14 protein-coding genes and 1 tRNA gene are annotated in these 22,488 nt (G+C 40.1%); 7 read left to right on the forward strand and 8 right to left on the reverse strand.

Annotated elements, in window-relative coordinates; all coding sequences use genetic code 11:
• Positions 1 to 277 precede the first annotated feature (277 nt).
• The 3 genes from UXI14_RS06370 to UXI14_RS06380 all read right to left on the reverse strand — a co-directional run bounded on the left by UXI14_RS06370 (position 278) and on the right by UXI14_RS06380 (position 3,830).
• Complete coding sequence (locus UXI14_RS06370; RefSeq protein ID WP_335965406.1) at positions 278 to 1,063, reverse strand: helix-turn-helix domain-containing protein; 786 nt, start codon at positions 1,061 to 1,063, stop codon at positions 278 to 280.
• Between the two features lie 295 nt (positions 1,064 to 1,358).
• A complete protein-coding gene (locus tag UXI14_RS06375) occupies positions 1,359 to 2,258 on the reverse strand; it encodes an SMP-30/gluconolactonase/LRE family protein (protein WP_335965407.1) in 900 nt (299 codons plus the stop codon).
• A gap of 162 nt (positions 2,259 to 2,420) precedes the next feature.
• Positions 2,421 to 3,830 carry a hypothetical protein gene (locus UXI14_RS06380; protein WP_335965408.1) on the reverse strand — a complete coding sequence of 470 codons (1,410 nt, stop codon included), beginning with the start codon at positions 3,828 to 3,830 and terminating at the stop codon, positions 2,421 to 2,423.
• A 231-nt stretch (positions 3,831 to 4,061) separates the two neighbouring features.
• On the opposite strand from UXI14_RS06380, the gene UXI14_RS06385 reads away from it, so the two are divergent.
• The 7 genes from UXI14_RS06385 (at position 4,062) to UXI14_RS06415 (ending at position 13,604) form a co-directional block, all read left to right on the forward strand.
• Positions 4,062 to 5,006: a FecR family protein gene (locus UXI14_RS06385; protein ID WP_335965409.1), complete on the forward strand. Its 945-nt coding sequence runs from the start codon at positions 4,062 to 4,064 to the stop codon at positions 5,004 to 5,006.
• Positions 5,007 to 5,107: 101 nt separating this feature from the next.
• Positions 5,108 to 8,629, forward strand: a complete 3,522-nt coding sequence (locus UXI14_RS06390) for a TonB-dependent receptor (RefSeq protein ID WP_335965410.1) — start codon at positions 5,108 to 5,110, stop codon at positions 8,627 to 8,629.
• A 12-nt stretch (positions 8,630 to 8,641) separates the two neighbouring features.
• Positions 8,642 to 10,381, forward strand: coding sequence for a RagB/SusD family nutrient uptake outer membrane protein (locus tag UXI14_RS06395; RefSeq protein ID WP_335965411.1), 1,740 nt, complete (start codon positions 8,642 to 8,644; stop codon positions 10,379 to 10,381).
• 13 nt (positions 10,382 to 10,394) lie between these two features.
• Positions 10,395 to 11,270 (forward strand): endonuclease/exonuclease/phosphatase family protein, encoded by an 876-nt coding sequence (locus tag UXI14_RS06400; protein ID WP_335965412.1) that lies wholly within the window; start codon positions 10,395 to 10,397, stop codon positions 11,268 to 11,270.
• Positions 11,271 to 11,426: 156 nt separating this feature from the next.
• Positions 11,427 to 11,996, forward strand: a complete 570-nt coding sequence (locus tag UXI14_RS06405; RefSeq protein ID WP_335965413.1) for an RNA polymerase sigma-70 factor — start codon at positions 11,427 to 11,429, stop codon at positions 11,994 to 11,996.
• Between the two features lie 72 nt (positions 11,997 to 12,068).
• A tRNA-Pro gene (locus UXI14_RS06410) sits at positions 12,069 to 12,145 on the forward strand.
• 214 nt (positions 12,146 to 12,359) lie between these two features.
• The gene (locus UXI14_RS06415) at positions 12,360 to 13,604 is read left to right on the forward strand and encodes a site-specific integrase (RefSeq protein ID WP_335965414.1); all 1,245 of its coding nucleotides are present in this window, start codon (positions 12,360 to 12,362) and stop codon (positions 13,602 to 13,604) included.
• Positions 13,605 to 13,715: 111 nt separating this feature from the next.
• Here the strand turns inward: UXI14_RS06415 and UXI14_RS06420 are convergent, their stop codons facing one another.
• Genes UXI14_RS06420 through UXI14_RS06440 form a run of 5 tightly spaced genes read right to left on the reverse strand, consistent with a single transcriptional unit; the run spans position 13,716 to position 22,488 of the window.
• Positions 13,716 to 16,097 (reverse strand): AIPR family protein, encoded by a 2,382-nt coding sequence (locus UXI14_RS06420; RefSeq protein ID WP_335965415.1) that lies wholly within the window; start codon positions 16,095 to 16,097, stop codon positions 13,716 to 13,718.
• Positions 16,094 to 17,101 (reverse strand): PD-(D/E)XK motif protein, encoded by a 1,008-nt coding sequence (locus UXI14_RS06425; RefSeq protein ID WP_335965416.1) that lies wholly within the window; start codon positions 17,099 to 17,101, stop codon positions 16,094 to 16,096. Before UXI14_RS06425 ends, UXI14_RS06420 begins: the two co-directional genes overlap by 4 nt.
• Positions 17,073 to 19,814 (reverse strand): Z1 domain-containing protein, encoded by a 2,742-nt coding sequence (locus UXI14_RS06430; RefSeq protein ID WP_335965417.1) that lies wholly within the window; start codon positions 19,812 to 19,814, stop codon positions 17,073 to 17,075. The genes UXI14_RS06425 and UXI14_RS06430 overlap by 29 nt, the downstream gene beginning before the upstream one ends.
• A 41-nt stretch (positions 19,815 to 19,855) precedes the next feature.
• Complete coding sequence (locus UXI14_RS06435) at positions 19,856 to 21,343, reverse strand: ATP-binding protein (RefSeq protein ID WP_335965418.1); 1,488 nt, start codon at positions 21,341 to 21,343, stop codon at positions 19,856 to 19,858.
• Positions 21,340 to 22,488 (reverse strand): restriction endonuclease, encoded by a 1,149-nt coding sequence (locus UXI14_RS06440; RefSeq protein WP_335965419.1) that lies wholly within the window; start codon positions 22,486 to 22,488, stop codon positions 21,340 to 21,342. The genes UXI14_RS06435 and UXI14_RS06440 overlap by 4 nt, the downstream gene beginning before the upstream one ends.

Raw genomic sequence — 22,488 nt, forward strand, 5'->3', positions numbered from 1 at the left:
GATTAGTTATCAGTTAATTAAATATACGGCTATTTCTTTTTTTATATGATAAAAATCACCCTGGAATATTAATCGAACTCAGGTTAATAGGCATTAATTTACTTTGTTGGTACATAGTCAATCATAAAAATGCTGTTTTTAAAATCGGACGGGAAAAGCTATTTCAAGTGGATGCAATCAATAAAAAAATTTTATCGACATTATCGGTCAGGCTTAGTAAAATCTAAATAGAACTCTTGGGAATAGCAAAAAAGGCTTAGTATAACGAACTAAAAAATCAATCATATTTCCCTTCTGTTACTATTATTATTTCTCTTTCATTTTGTGAGGGTAACTCCCAATACTCAGAATGCAATTGTTTTTTCCTATATGCCAAAGGAGTGACACCCACATACTTTTTAAAAGCTTTTGAAAAATATGAAGAGTCGGCGAAGCTCAAATGCAAGGAAATTTCCTGGACAGACATAGCTGTCTGTTTAAGCAAGCTCTTGGCCTCTAGAAAAATGAAATCATTTATAATACATTTTACAGACTTTCCAGTTTCAGAAAGAAGAAACTCGCCCAGATATTTAGGGGTAATATTCATCTTATCGGCATAAAAACGCACCTGTTTTTCTACCCTAAAATGTTTGGCTATCAAAGATCTAAATTTCCTCACCTGCTGTTCCTTAATTGATAGATGGCATTTGCTTGCCAATACCTCTGCTTCGGACAGTTTTTTTATATAGACCAACAAAGAAAAAGTAATACCCATGACCACTTCCCTTTCCTTTTCAAAGTCCTGCATTAGTTTAAAAATTGCTTTTATTTTTTGATGCTGATCGTTCGAAATACTGATTACGTGCTGTCCTCCAGGCAGAAAGAATGGTAAAGAAGCAAGAAATTCCGGAGTTACTATCCCTTCCAATAAAGCTTCCCTGAACAATATGGTGTTAGTGGGTGTATTCGAGTCTAATATCCACTCAGAAACAATTCCCTTCCCCAATAAAATGAGCGACTTCTCCTTGGTAAAGTATTCCTCGCTAGAAATTTTAATGTGTACGTTTCCCCCTGAATCTGTCAAGGCTATGCCGTAAAAAATATTTCGTATCGGAAACTTGATATTTGCTTATCTATATACCACCCCAAGAACCAACATATAAGGCTCTTTATTATTTTCAAAAAAAATCTCTTTTAAATATCGGTATACATCAAAAGGTGTCAAGTCCATTCGCTTTTTCATTATATATATTGCGATCTAATTTTTTAAACCAAACATGTCCACCTAATATAGCGGGTAAATATTTAACGACTACAAGTTTATCTGCATCATCTATAAGTATAAATTTGGTATTATGCCTATATTAAAAATCACCACATTAGCGCTTCATGCCATTTGTACTCATCTCTATTTTAAAAATGGCATCGGAGGCGGTTATAAATAATATTGAAAAATCTTTCCCGCCAAAAGTAACATTGGAGGTCCAATCGCTATCTACAGCTATATGCCCGATTAATTTTCCCGTTTTACTTAAAATATGCACGCCATCACCGGTAAGATAAACATTGCCTTTGGTATCCATGGTCATTCCATCAGATCCCATATTGGTAAATAGCTGCTTGTTCTTTAAATCACCATTTTCGGAAATCTGATAGACATATGTTTTTTTGTCACCGATATCAGAGATATACAATATGTTATTTTTATAAGAACCTATAATGCCGTTCGGGTTCACAAATCCATCAGCTACCACTTTTAGTTCTTTTCCATTGGGCGATAGGTAATAAACGCGGCGTTCTTTCATTTCAGGTTCTGTCCGTGTCCAATAAGTACGTTGGTAATAGGGGTCGGTAAAATATACCCCGCCTTTTTCGTCAATCCATAAATCGTTTGGCCCGTTTAAATTTTTGCCTTTGTAATTGTCCAACACGACCGTTATTTCTTTATCGGGACTTATTTTCCATAATTCAAACTTTTCATCAGCACAGGCATAGAGGTTGCCTTCTTTGTCAAAATACAATCCGTTTGCCCTCCCGGCATCATCCATAAAAACGGTTACCGAATCTGTGGCTACAGTCCATTTTAAAATAGTATTATTGGGTTGGTCTGTAAAGTATACGTTCCCTTTCCTATCTGCGGCGGGGCCTTCGGTAAATTTATATCCGTTGGCCACTAATTGTAATTCTGCCCCTTTTTTTATGGTAGGATTTTCCTGTGCTTTTACTAAAAACACATTCAGCAAAAGAAAAGCTGTTCCTATAATTGTTTTTAATATCATATTAAGATTTTCAAACAAGAAAGGTAAGGATTTTATAGCTGAATTATATATGCGAAATAAGTAACTTTCTATTGGCAGTTATACTATAATGGTTCCCGGGGAATGTCTGGGCAAGGAAGCCTTAATTTTTTAATGCTATTTCTGAATGATACATCCAAAAAATCATTCTAATATTTCCAGTAACCATGCGTCCTTAAATTCGGGGTTCTTTCTTAAATCAACATATGTTGGATAACAATCTTCTATGCTTTTTCCCTCGGCCACATAAATATATTCCCAATTCTTTTTGGGGTTTACAAACGATTTTGGCTTAAGTCCCAATGTTTCTACACGCAACTTCCATTTACTGGCCAACTCATCATTAGAAAATACATTGGTAACTAAATAATATCCGGGTGAAATACCTTCAATTCTAAAAGATTCTCTAATTTTCAAACTATCAGTAAGATTAACAACGGTATCCTTTACAGCTATTTGCTTTGCAACAGAAGTTTCATTGGTATGAATTTCCTTGGCCACGCCCATAAAAAAAAGTAAAAATGCATCCCGTACAGAATTGAACTTGATCTCTAATTTTCCGCTTCCACTACTTTTATATTTGGTAATGTCCATGGTGGCCAAATCAAAACCAAGTGTATTTATACTGTTCGGGTTTCTATTGTCCACTATTTCACCAAAATAGGTAATGCTGCTGTTAAAAAAATTGTTTTGTGGCCTTACTTTTGAATATAAAGGTTTTTTTTCGGCATAATCCTGAGCCTTAATGGTTACTTCATCGGTTTTTAAGCGTTCGTCACCTTCCAATACCCCTAAAAACAATTGGACATTGTCGGTTTCTTTATTAAAGTTATCGCCAATGTCTACTTCAACCTCAAAAAAAGATTCGCTTACGGACTTAAATCCTTCATATATGTCTATTTGCCTTAATGGCTCTTCGGGATTTTCATACACCACCATTAACATCCATCCGCCAGAACTTCCGCCCAAAATATGCCCCTCTGATGCTCTCATATTTGCAACGGTATAGCTTCCCGATGTTTTTTTCGATCCATTTAAAACCTCCGTAACGTCTGCATAGCATAAATAAGGCCTTCCAATACTGTCTTTTTGATCTTCCAGTATTTTTCCGGTAATGGTTGTATAAGCGCTATCGGGGGTTTTAAACAAAATAATATTAAAATCGTCTACCCGGTCGGCTTCATTGGTATATATGTATTCATTTTCCTTTTTTTTAATATCGCCTTTGCCGTATTGGTACGTGGCGGCCCAGTATAAGCCCGCCTTAACTATTTTATTGGTCGTTTCGGGCAATTCTAGGCTGGCCGAACTGGAACTAAAGGTATTGGTATTGTCATCAATATCCACATAGACCATTGGCAGCCTGTCGTTCTTTTTTGCATGGTAGCCAATATCGTTATATGCTTCGGTTGCATTTACGCTTACAATATTATTGCCAATTATTTTACAGCCTCCTTTCAACTTATGTATTTGCACTTGACTAAAACCGGTATTTACCTGCCCCCATATAGTTATGCTGGATAAAATGAACGAAATAAAAAATGGCAGTTTCATAGAATGAAGTCTTTTTGAAATAAAATAAAGATAACATTTTTATTGGCAATTCCTTGAGTTCAATCTCCTCTGCCTTGTTTATGTTTACAAAACTTTTCCAGTATGTTTCCTTTCTGTTAAGGAAAAACCATCATGCTACCAAATGGTTAAAGCTAATGTTTTATGAGTTTTTAAATACGTGTACTCTTCTTTTTAAGTGACTTATAAATAATAACACAAAAGAATACTTAATTGAAAAAGGAAGAACTTTGGTTACTTATTGAAAAATATGCCGACGGAAAATGTAATCGGGAGGAAGAAATTTTTGTTGAAACGTATTTTGAAAACTGTCAGGAAAATAACATACAGCTTCCCGAAGAAGCTGCTATAATTAAAAGCAGAATGTATGGCCAAATAAAGAAAACCATACAAAAGAGAGCGCGTAACCTAAAACTACAGAAACAGCGAAAGGTATTTTTGAAAATTGTCGCGGCCCTGCTTTTTATTATCGGGTGCGGAACTGTGTACAAACTCCTTAACAAGCAAGAATTTTATACCGAAACTACTGCTTTGGGCGAAAAGAAAACCATTTCCCTTCCCGACGGGTCGGTGGTCTCTTTAAATTCGGCGACCGTGTTAAGCTATTCTTCTGGTTTTAATGAAAAAAACAGGGAAGTAACCTTGAGCGGGGAAGCGTATTTTGAAGTAACCCACAACAAGGAAAAACCATTTATTGTCCACACAAAACACTTAAATACCAAGGTTTTGGGTACATCCTTTAACATTAATGCCTATAACGGGAACCACAACGCAAAAGTAAGCGTGACTACTGGAAAGGTAAACGTATACAATACAGGGGCCGTTAATGAACTTCTTATAAAAAATGAACAACTGTCTTATAATATCCCCAACCAAAAATACAAAAAAGAACACCGCAATTCTGCAAACGACATTGCCTGGAAAGACAATGTAATTCTCCTGGACGACATCGATTTGGAAACGGCTTCCAAGATTCTTGAAAAATGGTTTAACGTATCTATTGCTATTGAAGGTGAAGGCCTTAAATCGAAACGGATCTTCGGAAAATATAAAAATCCTATACTTGATGATGTCTTGGAAAGCTTAGAGTTTTCCATAGGAATTAAAGCCCTGAGTACCAACAACCAAATAATCATTAAAAAGAAAAATCCCTCATGAAAAAAATCCGGAGCGAATAACAAAAGAAAAGCCTTTCCTGCTGGCACAGAAAAGGCCTAATTAATCTAAAAGTCATTATCAAACTTAATAGAAAAACTATAATGAAATCAAAAATACAAAAAAGTAGAACAGTAGTAACCCACAAATGGCACTTATGCCTTTTTATGATCTTGGCGGTTTCTTTTTTCAAGATTCACGCACACCCAAACCTATCTTTGGAAAAAGAACGGATAACACTAAATACCCAAAACGAAACATTAATTGCCGTGCTTTCGTCCATAGAAAAACAATCGGCAATTTCATTCGTTTACGGAAACGACATAAAAACACTAACCACAAAACGGTCCATTAATTATTACAATGAAGTGCTTGATGTTGTTTTAAACGACATTGCTGCTCAGTTTGATATTTCTTATAAAAAAATAAACAACACGGTGGCCATTAGTCTCAAGAAAGTGGCCGTACAACAATTAAAGGAAGTAAACGGCACCGTGACCGATGATGCCGGAGTACCATTAATGGGTGTAAATGTAATGGAAAAAGGAACCCCAAATGGCGTTACAACCGATTTTGACGGAAATTTTAGTATAAAAGTCCCCATTGGCAGCACCTTGGAATTTACCTATGTTGGAATGCAGACTTTTACCATTCCGGTAAAAGCCAGCACCGGCTCCGTTACCGTAGCCATGCAGTCCGACCAAGAAATGCTGGACGAAGTTGTGGTAATTGGTTACGGGGAAACAAGCCGGGAAACACTGGTCGATGCCGTAAATAAAGTAGACCCAAAATCTATTGAAGAAAGGCCCCTACCAAATGCCGCCAATGCACTGCAAGGGGTTAGCCCAGGGCTAAATGTTACACAGGCCAGCGGAAAACCCGGTAGCGACCCCCGTATAAACATACGTGGTTTTACCTCTATTAATGGTGGTTCCCCGCTTATAATTGTTGATGGGGTTGAAGGCGACATTAACAGTCTTAATCCAAACGATATTGAATCCATAAGTGTTTTAAAAGATGCAGGGGCTTCAGCTATTTATGGAGCCCGTGGTGCTTTTGGAGTGGTTTTGGTAACCACAAAAAGAGCCAAAAAAGGGAATATTACAGTAGATATAAGTAACACCACAGCTTTTAGCTCGCCAACAATAAATACCGATTTTGTAACGGATCCCTATCAGGCAGTCACCCTTGTCGACGAAGCTTTTAGAACAGCTGTTGGAAGGTCATATACCGGATATACTGAAAAAGATTATGCCGCTTTATTGGAAGTTTCTAAAGACCCTACTAAGGCAAGGGTGGTAACCGATATTAGAAATGGGCGCGAACAATATATCCATTATGGGGCAACCGATTGGTGGGACAGTTTTTTTAGAAAAACATACCCGTCAAACATTACCAATGTTTCCATTTCTGGAGGCTCGGAAAAGGTGAAAAGCTATTTTTCTTACAGAAATTACCAGGCAACCGGAATTTTAAAGGTTCAGGACGATCAATACAAACAATACAATTTAAGGGGGAAAATCGACGTAGAAATAAACGACTGGCTTTCTTTTTCCAATAATATGCAATACAACAGTGCCAACGACGTGGAACACGGCGGAAGCCAATATGGATGGAGAGATATCTGGGGAAGCTTAATTTGGGTACACGCATTGCCTTCTTACATACCAACCAATCCCGACGGGTCTGCTTTATGGCGAACAGAACTGAACAATTATACGGTTGGCGATGGCGTATATGCTTCTTTGCTGCACGGAAAATCCAAACAGATAACAGACGATTCGGAATTTTCAAACATTGCCACCGCAAAACTCAATCCAGTTTCCGGGCTCGATATCACGGCCAGTTATGCCATAAGAAAGGTTACTTTTAACCGTTTTCAGCGTTCTACCAGAATTCCTTATTCCATTTTTGTAGGCGAAATAGGTGCTTTGGGCAGCGATAAACTTACCGAATACAACAACCAGTCCAGCTATAATGCTTTCAATATTTTTGGAGAATATAAAAAGCAAGTCGGGCAACATTCCTTTAGTGGAATGATTGGTTTTAACCAAGAAAACTACGAAATCAAGAAAATTGAAGCCAGCAAGCAAAATAGTATTTCAGACGACCTTAATTCGCTTGGGCTGGCAACTTCCAACGCCGAGGCTACCGGAAGCGCTTCAGAATGGGCCCTACAAGGTTTATTTTACAGGTTTTCATACGACTTCATGAAAAAATACCTTATTGAATTCAACGGGCGCTACGATGGTTCTTCCAGATTCCCCGAAGAATATAGATGGGGCTTCTTCCCCTCTGTATCAGCCGGATGGATTGTAAGCAAGGAAGGTTTTTTTGAAGGAATCAACGATACTTTCAGCCTTTTAAAATTACGGGGATCTTATGGTTCCTTAGGAAATCAGAACATTGCCGATTATGCGTACATTCCAACATTGCCAAAAGATATTAATACCGGATATGCCATTGATGGTTCCACATTGGGATATATTGAATCTCCGGGGTTAAATCCAAATGAAATTACTTGGGAAGAAGTAAAAACCCTCAATCTTGGGGTAGATTTGGGCTTCTTCAACAACAGTTTAAATGCCAGCTTTGATTGGTTTCAAAGAAATACGGATGGCATGCTCACGGCAGGTGCAACTTTACCAAGTGTATTGGGGACTTCTTCCCCGCAAGAAAATGCAGCCGATTTAAGGACACGCGGGTTTGAAATATCCCTTGGATACAATAAAACATTTCAGGTAGCTAATTCGCCCTTTAATTTTTCGGTAGTAGGAATGCTCTCTGATTCTGAAACGATTATTACCCGCTTTGACAACCCGAACAATAGTCTGCTGGATTATTATAAAGGGATGACAATTGGAGAATTATGGGGGTACCATGTTGATGGCTTATTTCAAACAGAAGAAGAAATTGCCGGACATGCAGACCAAACCAGGGTTTCCAACCGAATTATGGCTGCCGGGGGGCTACAGCCCGGCGATGTAAAGTATGTAGATTTAAATGGCGATGGAGTTATCAATGAAGGCGAAAACACAGCCGACAACTCTGGGGACAGACGAATTATTGGAAATACGGCCCCACATTATCTGTATAGCTTTAAAGTAAGTACATCTTGGAAGGGGTTCGACCTTTCTGCATTTTTTCAAGGGGTCGGTGAGCAGGACTGGTACCCGAATACAGATTCAAGAACGTTCTGGGCAATGTACAACCGCCCCTACGATTCGTTTATCCGCAAGGATTTAGCAAACAATATATGGAGCCCCGAGAACCCAGATGCCTATTTCCCTAGGATGTTCGGTTACATTGCATTGTCGGACAATGATGCTTTAGGGGCCGTAAACGACCGTTATCTACAGGATATCTCTTATTTAAGGCTAAAAAACCTGACTTTTGGTTATACGTTGCCAGCTTCGGCCATAGAAAAACTTCCGTTTACCAAGTTACGCCTCTATTTCAGTGGAGAAAACCTGTTGACTTTCAGCAAGCTTACCGATTATATCGACCCGGAAGCGGCAAGTAATTCTGTTAACCTAAACTCCCCATCAACTTCAACCAACAGAAGTACCGCACAGACAGTACCATTTTCAGAAATATATTCTTTAGGGGTTTCACTTCAATTCTAAAAAAACAAAGACATGAAACATCGAATTTACATACTAACATTTCTATGCAGCCTTATACTATTTAGTTGCAGCGACGAATATTTAAATAAGGAACCGCTTTCGGACGTGACCGAAGAAAGTTTTTTCCAGAAATCCAGCGATTTAGAACTCTACACCAACGGCTTTTACCGAATGTTCCCGGAAGCCTCTGTCTATAACGGCGATGAAAGAGCAGGCGAAATTATTACCACCAATTTAAGTGAAGAAATGAGAAGCGCCCGCTTGATACCGACCAGTGGCGGCGGATGGAACTGGGATTATTTAAGGGATATTAACTACTTTTTGGAGCATTACGAAAAATGTGACGACGAGAATGCTAAAAAGCATTACAGCGGTGTTGCCCGATTTTTTAGGGCCTATTTTTATTTTGACAAGTTAAAGCGTTTTGGCGACGTTCCGTGGTACGACTATACAATAGATCCAACCGATACCGAAAGCTTGCAAAAACCAAGGGACAGCAGACAGTTTGTAACCGATAAGATTATTGAAGACCTAGATTATGCTATTGCCAATTTAAACGATGAAACCCAAGCTTACCGAATTACCAAATACAGTGCACTGGCATTAAAATCCAGAGTTGGGCTTTATGAAGGTACTTATGAAAAATACAGAAATATTGATGGGTACGAAAAGTTCTTGCAGGCGTCGGCAGATGCTTCATTGATGCTCATGGACGATTCTCCATATACCATATACAGCACTGGTGATACCATGCACGATTACATGAACCTGTTCAATGCACATGATGCCGAAACCAGTGAAATGATCTTGAGCAGGCAATTTACACAAACAGTGGCGGTAGACCATAATGTAAATTATTATACCACAACTTCATCTTATGGGCGTCCGGGAATGCCAAAAGAGTTGGTAAACAGTTATTTAATGAATGATGGTTCCCGTTTTACAGATCAGGCCAATTACAATGCAATTTTCTTTTTAGAAGAAGTAGCAAACAGAGATCCAAGGCTCTCGCAAACCATACGCACGCCCGGTTATACAAGAAAAGGCGAAACCATGGAAATTGCACCAAACCTAGGGGCTACCACAACAGGATACCAATTAACAAAATATGTTACGGAACCTGTTTATGACACCAACGACGAATCTATTACAGATTTGCCCATTTTGCGTTTTGGGGAAGTGCTTTTAAATTATGCCGAAGCAAAAGCAGAACTGGGAACCATTTCACAAACCGACCTAGATAACTCCATTCAGCAGCTAAGAAACCGTGTGGGTATGCCCGGACTTAGCATGGCAGAGGCCAATAGCAATCCCGATCCTTTTATGGCAGAGCAATACCCAACCGTTACGGGGGCAAATAAAGGCTTGATTCTGGAAATTAGACGTGAAAGGCGTATCGAACTGTATATGGAAAACCATCGTTGGGACGATATTGTTCGTTGGAAATCTGGGCAAACCATTACAAATCCACTTCGCGGCATGTATTTCCCCGGCCCAGGAAATTACGATCTTGACGGAGATGACAATACCGATGTGGTTTTATTTGAAGGAGAAGAACCGGGCGGCCAAACAGAAGGCATTCAATATATAGAATTAGGCTCGGACATCTTTTTGGATGAAAACAACCTTGTAGATCCACAACCCGATTTTAACAACAGGACTTTTGACGAGGAACGTGATTATCTATATCCTATTCCAAGAGTTGAGCTTCAATTGAATCCAAATTTAACACAAAACCCTGGTTGGGAATAAATTTTAAAAAGACATGAACAATACACTTTTAAGAACTATCACCTTTATACTATTGATAAATAGTTTTGCCATTCAAAAAACAAAAGCGCAAGAACAAACGCCAGTCAAAATAATGACAACCAATATAAGGTATGAAAACCCCAATGACGGGATTAATATTTGGGACAACAGAAAAGACTGGCTCTGCGATAATATTAACTTTATGGATATCGATATACTGGGCGGTCAAGAAGTAATATATGCACAGCTTCAAGATATGATAGAAAGGTTGCCGGCCTATGACCATATTGGAATTGGTAGAAATGGCGGCAATGAAGGCGAATTTTGCCCGGTTTTTTATAAAAAGGACAAATACGCACTTTTGGACAGCAATACCTTTTGGCTGTCTGAAACACCTGAAAAAGAAAATTCCAAAGGCTGGGATGCCGCTTTGCCACGCATTGTAACGTGGGTAAAACTGAAAGATAAACAAACAGGGAAAGTATTTTTCTTTTTCAACACACATTTTGACCATAAAGGCAAAGAAGCGCGTTTAAAAAGCGCCGAACTTATTACCAAAAAAACAAAGGAGATAGCCGGGGATATTCCATTTTTTGTGACGGGAGATTTTAATCTTCCGCCTTCTGTTAAAGCTTACAGTGTGCTTACCAAGAATAATCCGACAGGTTTTAATCTGGAAGATACCTATACGAGGGCAGAAAAAACATATGGGCCCAAATATACTTTTAACGGCTTTAAGCTAGAACCCGATCAAGACAGGGAACGCATCGACTATATCTTCTTTCATGGAAATGTAGCTGTTTTGAAGCATCAAACCATCGATGGGCAACGGGGTCCTAATTATATCTCAGACCACTTCCCCATTGCAGTGGATGCTATTGTAAAATAACCCATGTATTATCCTTACAAAGAGGATGTTTATAAAAATTTTAAACATCCTCTTTCTTTTAAATATTGAAACCTTTTCATAACATAACCATAAAATAAACTTCTCCAAATTCAGCATTTCAAGTTCTAATTTTATGGTTCGTTAATGACTAACTCGATGGCACCTCCAACAAAAAACTCACTTTTAATTAAAGCGCTCCAAAAAAGGGAACATTGGGCATTAAAACAACTTTATAATACGTATTGGAAAAAAATGTTTGTATATGCTTATAAAATTATTGCAGATCAGGCATTGTGCGAAGACATCGTGCAGGACATATTTGTTAGCATATGGGAAAAAGCACCAAACAGCGACATTCAACATTTAGAATCTTATTTGTTCAAAGCCCTTAAATACAAAATTGCCAACAGCCTTAGAGATGCCAAATACACCCGTATAAACGAAGGAGTTATAGCAAAATTACCATCGGAAAACAATACCAAGACAACCGTTGAGTTTCAAGACCTTGAAAAACAAGTATTGCAAATACTGGATACCCTTCCAAAAAAATGCAGAAATGTTTTTTATTTAAGTAGAATTGAAGATTATAATAACCTTGAAATTGCCCAAGAGCTCAATATTTCGGTAAGGACCGTAGAGACCCATATAAGTAAGGCATTAAAACATTTTAGGTTCCATTTCCCTCATTTACTTACACTTACCTTCATGCTATTAAAAATCTTCTAGAAAAAAGTTAATTATTCCTTTTAAAAACTATTGATATTTGGTTTATCTTTTTATTTTTGCTCTCACAACAAACGGGATGTGGCGCAGTCTGGTAGCGTACACGCATGGGGTGCGTGTGGTCGCTGGTTCGAATCCAGTCATCCCGACCAACCACCGTTTAGGTAAAAATAAAGCACTGTTAATTGTATGATTATCAGTGCTTTTTGTTTTTTATGTATTCATTTGATATCATCTAAATCCAAATTTTCGGTGTGCAATAAGGTGAGCACACCAATGCACAGATTGTTGTAGTTTTAAGTATGGGCAATTGAGGATTAAGGGCAGTCCGACCACTAACATTTGTTCAACTTAAACTATTACAACATGCGGACAGACAGTACTTTAGGAATTAATTTCTTCGTAAGAAAAAAACGCAATGACCCGAACATGTACGATATCTACCTGCGCATTACGGTAAAAAAAGCGCGTGCAGAGGTCAGTTTAAAAAGGTGCATAAAGGTGTGCAATTGGGACAAAAAGCGCGGAAAAGCCTTCCCAAAGAACAAAACCATGGAAGATTTGAACGCCTACCTTGACACCGTATATGGTGAAATCCTCAATGTTCATAGGGACTTGCACATGGAAAGGAAATTGATAACGGCTAAATCTATCAAGGCAAGGTACGTCGGGGAGGATGAATTGAACCATACTATTCTTGAGCTTTTTGAATACCACAATAAAAACATGGTCCATGCCCTTAAACCTGGCACCATGAAAAATTACTATTCCACCGAGAAGTACTTAAAGAGCTACATTACCACAAAACTCAAAACCAACGATGTATCGTTAGGGGAATTGAAGCACAAGTTCATTTTGGACTTTGAAAACTACATCAGGACCTTTAAACCCAAGAAAAACCGCAAGACCTGCTCCAATAACGGGACTATGAAACATCTGGAGCGTTTGATGAAAGTTACCAAACTGGGTGTACGGTTGGAATGGATGGACAAGGACCCCTTTCGTAACTTCAAATTGCGCTTCGATAAATTCGATAGAAAATACCTGACCCAAAGGGAAATCGATTTGATTGAGGATACAACTTTCACAAGTCTGGGTAAGGAACGGGTAAAGGATGTATTTCTTTTCAGTTGTTACACCGGCCTTACCTTTATGGACATCAAGCTACTTACCAGGGACAATGTAAGCAGGGGAATTGACGGAAATTATTGGATTTACACCAAAAGGATAAAGACCGATGAGCCTTTAAAGATTCCAATGTTGCCCAGAGCTGTGGAAATCATAAGGAAATATGAAGAAAGTCCAAAAAACGGTATTGGCTTGTTGCCTGTTTATAGCAATCAAAAGACCAATGCATATTTAAAGGAAATAACCAAGGCATGTGGCATACACAAGAATATTTCCTTCCATACGGCCAGACATACTTTTGCCACTACGGTGACCTTGTCCAACGGTGTTCCCATTGAGACCGTGTCTAAAATGCTGGGCCATACAAAACTTTCCACTACGCAAATCTATGCCAGGGTATTGGAACATAAGATAGGGGAGGACATGCAAGGTCTTATTGAGAAGATGAAATTTAAAGAGTATAGCATGAGTCTTGGTAACTGACTCAATTTTTTTTGATGTAGGGGGCATGCCCCCGCTATTTTCTATTTACACACTTTATGAGATAGTCCTATTTTTAGATTCTTATGATAAAGTCACATAATTTTTTATTTATCAAATTTTTATCCCAAATCTTTTCATTTTTTTTACCGCCTTCTCAACGATCTGCAGTCTTTTTAGGTCAAGGTCCTCTTTTCGTTTTAGGCGTTGTATGACGGTTTTTATGACACTTATTTCATGATAGCTTAGTACTTTTGTCTGTTCTCCCAAGGCGATGGCGTTTTTCCAGGTTTCATCAGGTACTTTGGACAGTCGATTGTAAAGTTTTGAGGGGTCAACGAGGTCTTTGTCGTTGAGTTTGCTGAGTACTTCGATTTTCTCAACCGGAATATTTTTGTTTTGCAAGAGTTGGATGATCTTTATGCCCCCCGCTATCTCCCCTTCGGTCAGTTTTCCGGATTGTTTCAGTTTCTTTCTAATTGCCATGGCCATATTGTCCTGATACTTGCTCAAGATGTTTGTCCTGATATTGTATTTGTATAGACCGTCCCAAAAACGAAGCCCCATGGAAGTGATTTTTTCAAGGTTGGCGTATTTTTCAGCTTCCTTGATGGAATCGATATCTTCCTCATATCGGGCCTTGAAATCCTCCTTGCTCACCAAGTAGGTTTTGATGACGTCCATATCCATGGGATGGTCCTTGGTCTTTTTGAACCCATCCCATGTTTTTTCGGACTTTGCCGCCTCACTGATCAGTGCAGCTCCCATGGTGGTCAAATAATGATAAGTGAACCTCAAGCCTTTTTTCAATTCATATAATAGGTCCTCGGGGATGACCTGTTTTTCCCAGAGCAATCCAAGATCTAATCTGTTCTCCGTAATATGGTGAAGATAGGACAGGGTATAGGTTACCGTATAGGACTTAATGTTCGTGTCACCTATGGGGTCTTGGTTCTTACGCCCGAAAAGTTTATCGACCGCCTTGAAAAGTATCGCGTTGGCAATAATGTCCTGCCAAAATATCCGTCCGGGCTTTTTCTTTTTGCCGAATTCGGATTCCACATCCTTTAAAAAGAAATTGTAGTTTTTTTGTCCTCCTTTCGATACATGGTGCGGGAGTTGCTTCCATATATTGAGGTATTTGGCAATCTGTGATTTCAAGATGACCTGGCTTCTCGGGTATTTCAGTTTAAATGCATTCTGCTTACTTTTTGTTGGCTCTTTGTTCAACGCCTCGCGGTATTGTCCCTTGACCCGCTCAAAGAACCATATGGTCTGTTTGTTGGAGTCCTCCGGGTCGATGGCGTAGGTGGTTCGAGATAGTTCTTCAAGTCGCTGTAAAATTGGATTATTGGATGTAAGATCGAGCTCCGATACCTTGTTCTGGCTATTGGCATAGCGCGATATATATGGCACGGTCTGATTTTTTTTGTCCTCATCCTTGATCACGGTGAGTTTCATTTGTACAAAGACCTGGTTCAGATCGGAATCCTTGAATTTCTTGTTCGTGTGAAAGAGGGATGCCGTGGTCTGCCCACCGTTGACGATCTGAAAGTCGGTCACTCCTGTTATAACCATTTGGCCATTGTCCAAAATGCTCGTTTTTACTTCTTGTGCCGTTGTGGCAAGGCCATTGTTATAGGGAAGGAACATATGGGGCTCGTTGCGGATGGTGTCACGAATGCCTTTGTTCACCTTTCCGGTCTGCTGGAGGAAGGCACGTACATTGCTTTCCAATAAACGAGTACCGTAGTTACGGTACAGTGTGGCCAATAGCTGTCCTGGCACAATGGCAAGATAGCATTCGTAAAGCTCGTTTTTAGATGGCATGGAAAGACATGGGATGGTGGCCCCCAAGGTTTCCTCAAAATCGATTACTATGGGCTCACGGTTGTATTTGGACTGGGAAAGTCGATGCAACCTTTCCGCATCCCAGACATGAAAATTGAAGGTCAGGTCCTCCACGCCTTTTAGCTTATGGTTTTTTGGTGGGTCATGGGGGATGTTTCCATTGGAGAGGATAAAAAGGTTGACACGAATAAAGTTTTTTCTGTTGTCCCTGATGATCCTAGCCAGGCCATAGGCTTCACTGGATGGCTCTATATCGTCCAAATGCCCTTTCAATGCAGCGTTCAAGAATCCCATGGGCCATTTGATCAATTTGTCGAATTCGGGTTTGCCCACGCGATAGAAACCATTGGTATCCCGATAGAAGGAGATGAAGATGTCCAAGGATTCATACCCTTCTTCAATAGCATAGCCATTGATTTTGAACTGGATGTTCTCCCATTTGTTCTCTTTCTCGTAATGACATAAACGGATTCCCTCGGTTTCACCTGCCTCGGCCAAAAGTTCCATGACAAATTCGGTAAACTTGTCCTCCTTACTGCTACCGTCCTCCTCGGCAAAGGCAAGGGAGTTTATTTCATGGTGCAGTTCCCGTAGGTATTGCCCCAGCTCGAAATCTACATTTGTCGCGGTATTGGTGTTGCTCATAATAATATGTCTAAGACGGTTGGTTCTTCTACTTCAAATGTTTTGCATTGCCCGATGTCGATCTGGTATTTGACATTGGAAATCCAATCGTTATCCATGGTTGCTCGTATAATGACTGGAAAACCCTCCCTTACGTGATAAAACCGACAGCTTCTTACCGTATAGCTGATTTCATCATATTGGTCGATGGTGTCCTTGTCCATTCCCGCTAGATCAAGTTTGAGGTGGAATTCATGGAGCAGCACCATATCTTCTTGGAGCAGTGATTGGATATCGTTGATAAGTTCGACCAAGGTTCCTTCATTGCCAGAGGATTCATTTACGAGAACCGTAGTGAGAAAGATGTGGTTCCAATTGGTGAAATCGAGCTGATGCTCATTGGATATGTTCACGGTAGGATTCCCCGCTTTTGAGGTTTTAACCTCCAAGGCATTGTTGTCAAAGGCAAAGTCTTGGTTGGCATTGCTTGAACCCACCCATCCATTGAGGACATAACGCTTGGATTCCATCTGTTCCAATAACAATCTTAGGATGTAAAGTTCTCCGAAAAGGCCCCTCTGCTTTTGCGGGGACAACATTTCCCCTGATGCCCTTGCAAACAGCTTTTTCCAATACCCCACGCGCTGGTTGATACATACCAAAGCATCCTTCTCATTTTCTACTGTATTCAATTTTTCAAGGATATCCTCAATAAACAGTGTAAATATGTCCATAAGGTCCCGATCGTTGAGTATGATTGTAAACTCGTTCACCTGTTCATCTTTTTTAGGGAGCACATGGATGTCGACACCCTTGAAGCGATGCAGGTAATTTTTGTGCACAGGGGTCGAAGCATCCAGCTCCAATTGGAACATTCTGGCTCCCGTAAACCCCACAGTGCCTACAAAACACTGCAATCTTTCTAGCGCATGGATTCTTTCCCGCATGACATGGTTGTCAGCGTAAGATTCTTGATCCCGCCATATTTTTTTTAAATCAATCTTCATTTTCTTCCGGGTCGTCATCTTCTTGGAGGTCTTCTTCAAAACTTATTTGTGGTGGTCTTGCGGCATATTCATAGGTTTCCTCCCCATCGAATTCAGGGAACATCAGGCCGAAACCAATCAAAGGTATATCTGTTTCCAGTTCATCGGATACCCTTGGGTCCAATGGGTATATGACCAATAAAGGTTGTTCTAAGTCTTTACGCTTGTCCTTTATCTCTTGTTCAGAAGGGTTGTGCTTAAAATCAAGATCGATCATTCTTGCCCGTTTGTCAAGGATGGCATTCTTGCTGCCCTTTACCCTGAGTTCATTTATACCGTCAACAAGATTTCTGGCCGGAAGACCACCAATGAAATCGGCATTCTTCCATTTAAAAAGGTGTTTTTTCACTGATTTTCCCTTTAAGTTTCCCTTTGTGGTAATCGCGCCTCCGGAATTTATGACCACAGCAACTGACCAGTGTTTTAATTTACCTTTTTGGTTTTGTCTATCGATGTATGATTTGATTACTTCGCCACGTAGATATTCTGACCTATAAGTGGCTACAAAATCCCCGATGATATCCGCATCGGTATTTTTCCATAATAAAGCATTTACCCCCCTGTTGGACTCCAACATTTCTGGATCTTCCAGTCTTGCCAATAGGTTGGTGAATGAACTGTAATTGTTGTCCACGGTACTTTGATTCTTATTAAAGACATAGGTCTGAACCAATTTTCCTGAAAATCCAACTTGGATTCGTTCATGTTCCTTCATTTTGGTAACCGAGGTGATCATGAGCATTCCCGGGTGTGTACGGACCTTTAGCTGGTAGTCCTTAGGGCTTAGGTTATTGGCTGCCATTTCATCAAAGTCTGCACGCATCTCCTCGGTAGCCATGGTGACGTGTCGGTACCAGTTCACCAATTGTTCAGATGTGTAAAGCCTGCAGAGATCTACATAGCCTGGTCGGTAACCAAACCACCTACCCATTTGCATCAAGGAATCATACATGCGCGTCGTCCTAAGGTAATAGCTGACCGAAAGGCCCTCCAATGTGATTCCCCTTGCCAGTTTGTTTCCTCCTACGGCGATCACAGAAAGACCTTTGTCGTAATCGTCGTATTTAATCTCCTCGATATTGTGATAATCCAACACCCTGGTATTCTTTCTGCCGTGTACTGCGCGCACCTCTATTTTCGTGACGGCTTGCAACAATTCCTTTTTAACCTGTTCCCAAGCATGTATTTTTATTTTTGGGTCCTTATATGGAATATTCTCCACGACCTCTAAGGTAGTAGGGCAATAATCGGTTTCGAACAAGTATTGGAGCTCCCCCAACAAAGGACCCTGCTGATGCTTGATCTGTCTTCTATAGTCCCTAACTATTTCATTTAAATGCCATGCGACACTATCGATCCAGGCCACTCGAAGAGCTACATGGACTAGCATGGAATTGTGTTTGTTACCTTGGCCCCTGAGCTGTCTGATGGCACAGGTCAGAATAAATGACTTTATTGCCTTTTTTAAAGAGGCAGGGACATCCTCAGGAAGGTCGTCCTGGTTGTCACGATTGATCTTTGCCGGTAAATAGGGCTCTCGGTCATTGACCAAACGGATGACATCAAGCCCTTCATAGGACTCACCGGTGTTCTCGTTTTCAAAGCCAAACACCTGTGCTGCCCCAATGTAATTTGAGGGGGGCGGGATATTGACGATAAAGTCCCTTGGGAAAAGGTCCTCTCCGACACGCAATGGAACCCCTTTGACCATGGTCTGTAAATCCTCGCTCCAGCTGGAAGGGATGTATAAATTCGCATAAGGTGTGGCCGTATAGCCAATAAAGGTGTTTTTGCTGAACAGATTCAGCATGGTTCGCAATAGCCTGTTGATGGTACGTACATCAAGTTCCGTTCCTGAATTCACCGAAGCATTGTCAGCCTCATCATCTATGACAAGTACGGGAACATTGTGTATTTTTTTGTTTCCTTCACCATCATCCTCTGCAAATCCGTTCAACCACAGGATAAGGTTCTCGAGTATACTTTTGTTTTTCTTGATGACCAGAACAGTGGGACTATTTCCACCAATGGGGACATTGAGGTTGGAAGCGGTATTGACCTTAAAGTCTCCTTTGCTTCCCGATGAGGTATAGGAATAAATCTCTGTATCAACTTTTATATGGCCCACCCCAATCGGTTTTTTCTTGGGAAGCCTATTGAGCACTTCGGCACTGTTCCTACCCACATAGCCCTCATCAATTCTAACTTGTGTCTGTGAACGTAGTGAATTGTGTATTCCCGCGATTACAATGATCAATTTATAACCTGCATCGGTAGCCTTGTTGATAAGACCGGTATAATTGGCTGTCTTCCCCGACTGTACATTGCCAACCACCATTCCTCTGCGGTCCCAAGCACCGGATGTTTTAGGGTCGATACATTTATCCAATATCTTATCGGTCAAATCATCCAAACTATCTACTGGGAAAGATCCATCTTTCTTTTTTAAGTAGATTTTATATCTGTTCCAAAGATCCCAAGTGATTTTAGCTTTATGTTGAAGCAGCCACGGCTTTACATCTTTTTCCACTAGTTCCTTGGCCTCACCGGAATGGACTTCCATATCCGATTCTAACTGGGATATCAGCTCATCTATGTCCACTTCAGGATACTTCTGAATTATCAAGGGATTGTTCACCACCTCGACAATTTCTTGGCGTGAAATTTTTCTATCTTGTTTTACTTCGTCCAAAAAAATGTGACATATTGTTCGTGCATTATCGAATTGGCTCATCAATCAAAATATTCTTGTAGTTGTGTAAATCTGTGAAACGGGTCTATGGTCAAAATCTGTTTTATGGCAACTTCTTTGGAGACCCCGGTAGTTCTCAACGAGTTGAAAAGTTGTTCCGCAAGTGCTATGGTCGTTTTATCCGGTTCGTTGGAACCGTCCCGAAGTTCATGGCATTCGGGTTCTTCACTATGGTATTGGACAATGGCCTCCACGGGTGTGGTTTCCCCTATGAGTTTCAATATTTTTTTGAACTCGGAACTGTCGAGATTGTCCATTTCCAGATAATGCTTTATCAATGGGTGGTCTCGATTGATAAAATAATGTCTTGCATCGTCCCTTGTCTTTCTTACTTTCCATACGGGTTGAAAGTCAAAGGATTTTATTGAATCGTCCAGTAGGATTTGGTTGCCGCGAAACCTATGGATGGCCCCGGCCGACTTTCGTGTCAATTTTCCCAATCGTACCAAATCCTTCCGTACCTTAATGGAGGGTGTTGCTGTTGCTTTTTTGATGTCTATCTTCCATTCATGGTCCAGCTTGTTGGGGATGTCCACCAGAATTCTTGCATTTTTGACATGCTCATTTTTGGGAAAAAGACCCAACCAATCACCATAGAGCAACAATCTGCTGTTTCGGTAGATATAAAATCCCTGTAGGTTGTACCATTGGTCCGTCTTGCCTTTGATTCGCTCCTCGGGGGAAAGACTTGAAATATGGGGAAGGACATAACATTTGACCTGGACTTGATCATTGTCTAGGCTTTCACTGGCAATTTTCTGTCCAGCATTGGACTCTTTCATAAAGGGATCCCATGCCTCTAGCTTGACCCCGTTGATATGGATGTTCAGTTTTTTTCTGTCCAGGTATCTGTGGAAAACAAGGCTCAAGTGGTCTTCGACCAATTCAAATTCCTCCATAAAAACGGTTCTTGCCGCTACATTCTCCACATTGGCGTTCCCAACCAAACGGTCTAATTTCTCCCAAATTACAGTGGTACCACTATCCAAATCATCCAGTGCTTTCATAAATTTAGGATTGGAGAGATAATCAAGCAGGTTCCATTTGCCCGTTTCATTCACATAATCCAGATCCCAATGTCTTTTGATAGTTTGATGATCCAGTTTTTTAGTGACCACTGTAAGGGCTTTACATTGCGAAAAAGAAGATGTCTTTAGCCCAAGACCAAACCGACCTAGGTCATGTTCTTCCCGATCATCCTTGGGATCTTTGCTTCCAGGGGTCATGGCCTCAATAAGGGTGTCTCTGTCCATTCCGATGCCATCATCCGTAATGTTGACCCAAGAGTCTTTGCCCTGCCATTGGTATTGTATCCATACATTCTCCGCTTTGGCGGAAATACTGTTGTCGATGATATCGGCTATGGCTGTTTGTAGGTTATAACCAAAGGCCCTAAAAGTGTTGATCATGGCACCGGCCTTAGGTGGGGTTTCCTCCGCTGTTAAGTTCTTTAGATGTTCAATCTTCATAGTATATTTTTGGTTATCGTTTCTAGCCATGATTCTTTTATACTATCATTCTCAACAAGCCTTAATTCATAGAGTATGTTCACTAAATCATTTCCAGAGAATAATTTGACGGGGTATCCGTCCTCTAAAACTTCTTTTTGTGTTTGCTTGGTATAATATGAGGTGGTTACAAAAAGACCAAATTGACCACGGTTCAACCGTGCGACCAGCCTCGACACATGTTTGGGTTGGACAGCATTGTTTCGTGCAAATTTTTTTGCCTCACCTAAGAATTCAATTTCATATTTAACTGGATGTGGTATGGTAAATTGACCAAAGAAATCAAACCCTCCATCTGCGGTTGGTCTAGTCCTGACTATTTTGTGATTAACGTGGGGGAGGTTTCTAAAAAGATCAACTACCACGGCTTCAAATTGTGTTGGAGTCAAATTGGTTAGGCGTTCAAGTAAAATAGCTTCTTTACTGGGTTCTGGAGGGAGCTGCTCTTCTTTAGAAGATATACTTTTTGACCAAACATCCAATTTTCGGATATTTCCTTTAACATAATCTATCCATGCCTTTGGAGCATTTGTATTTAATTTGGTAGAATCCGAACACTCCACTCGTTGATGTAACCATTTGACATCAACGGTTTCTGTATCCAGTATGGTCAATTCACATCTATAATTCTTAACGGGATTACCCTTGTCTTCAAACCAAGTTAGTTCGAGCCCAGAAAGTACACAAAGCCCATTGAACTTTACGACACCACTTTTGACTTTTGAGAAATGTAAAATAGGAGGTACTTCGGCCAATCTGTTCTCCAATACTTTGTGATAAACGTTTTTTAAATGTTTGTTGCCCCTGAATTTGTCAAAATCTTTAGTGCTGTCAAACTTGGCATCCCCCCAGTAGTGAATATAACCAGAAGAGTAATCAATAATGTCCTCCCAAGGGTTATACCATCGATGAGAAATATTACGAGTAAGTAAAACGATATAGCTAGGAATTGAGGAGTCCAGATTCAGATATTTGGCTGCTCTTACTCCTCCAGAATTTCCGATACCACTACTTTTATGCGAAAACCATGAAACAAATTGATCTTGGTCTCTGGAAACACTTAAGATGTCCTTATAATGATGTCCTATTTTGTAAATTTTCCTCAT

The sequence above is a fragment of the Galbibacter sp. PAP.153 genome, from assembly GCF_037029175.1.
Lineage (GTDB): Bacteria > Bacteroidota > Bacteroidia > Flavobacteriales > Flavobacteriaceae > Galbibacter > Galbibacter pacificus.

Coding starts and splice junctions, on each gene's coding strand:
- UXI14_RS06380 (WP_335965408.1), bottom strand. CDS start 3,830: ATGAAACTGCCATTTTTTATTTCGTTCATTTTATCCAGCATAACTATA.
- UXI14_RS06425 (WP_335965416.1), bottom strand. CDS start 17,101: ATGACGACCCGGAAGAAAATGAAGATTGATTTAAAAAAAATATGGCGG.
- UXI14_RS06395 (WP_335965411.1), top strand. CDS start 8,642: ATGAAACATCGAATTTACATACTAACATTTCTATGCAGCCTTATACTA.
- UXI14_RS06415 (WP_335965414.1), top strand. CDS start 12,360: ATGCGGACAGACAGTACTTTAGGAATTAATTTCTTCGTAAGAAAAAAA.
- UXI14_RS06420 (WP_335965415.1), bottom strand. CDS start 16,097: ATGAGCAACACCAATACCGCGACAAATGTAGATTTCGAGCTGGGGCAA.
- UXI14_RS06405 (WP_335965413.1), top strand. CDS start 11,427: ATGGCACCTCCAACAAAAAACTCACTTTTAATTAAAGCGCTCCAAAAA.
- UXI14_RS06390 (WP_335965410.1), top strand. CDS start 5,108: ATGAAATCAAAAATACAAAAAAGTAGAACAGTAGTAACCCACAAATGG.
- UXI14_RS06400 (WP_335965412.1), top strand. CDS start 10,395: ATGAACAATACACTTTTAAGAACTATCACCTTTATACTATTGATAAAT.
- UXI14_RS06435 (WP_335965418.1), bottom strand. CDS start 21,343: ATGAAGATTGAACATCTAAAGAACTTAACAGCGGAGGAAACCCCACCT.
- UXI14_RS06440 (WP_335965419.1), bottom strand. CDS start 22,488: ATGAGGAAAATTTACAAAATAGGACATCATTATAAGGACATCTTAAGT.
- UXI14_RS06375 (WP_335965407.1), bottom strand. CDS start 2,258: ATGATATTAAAAACAATTATAGGAACAGCTTTTCTTTTGCTGAATGTG.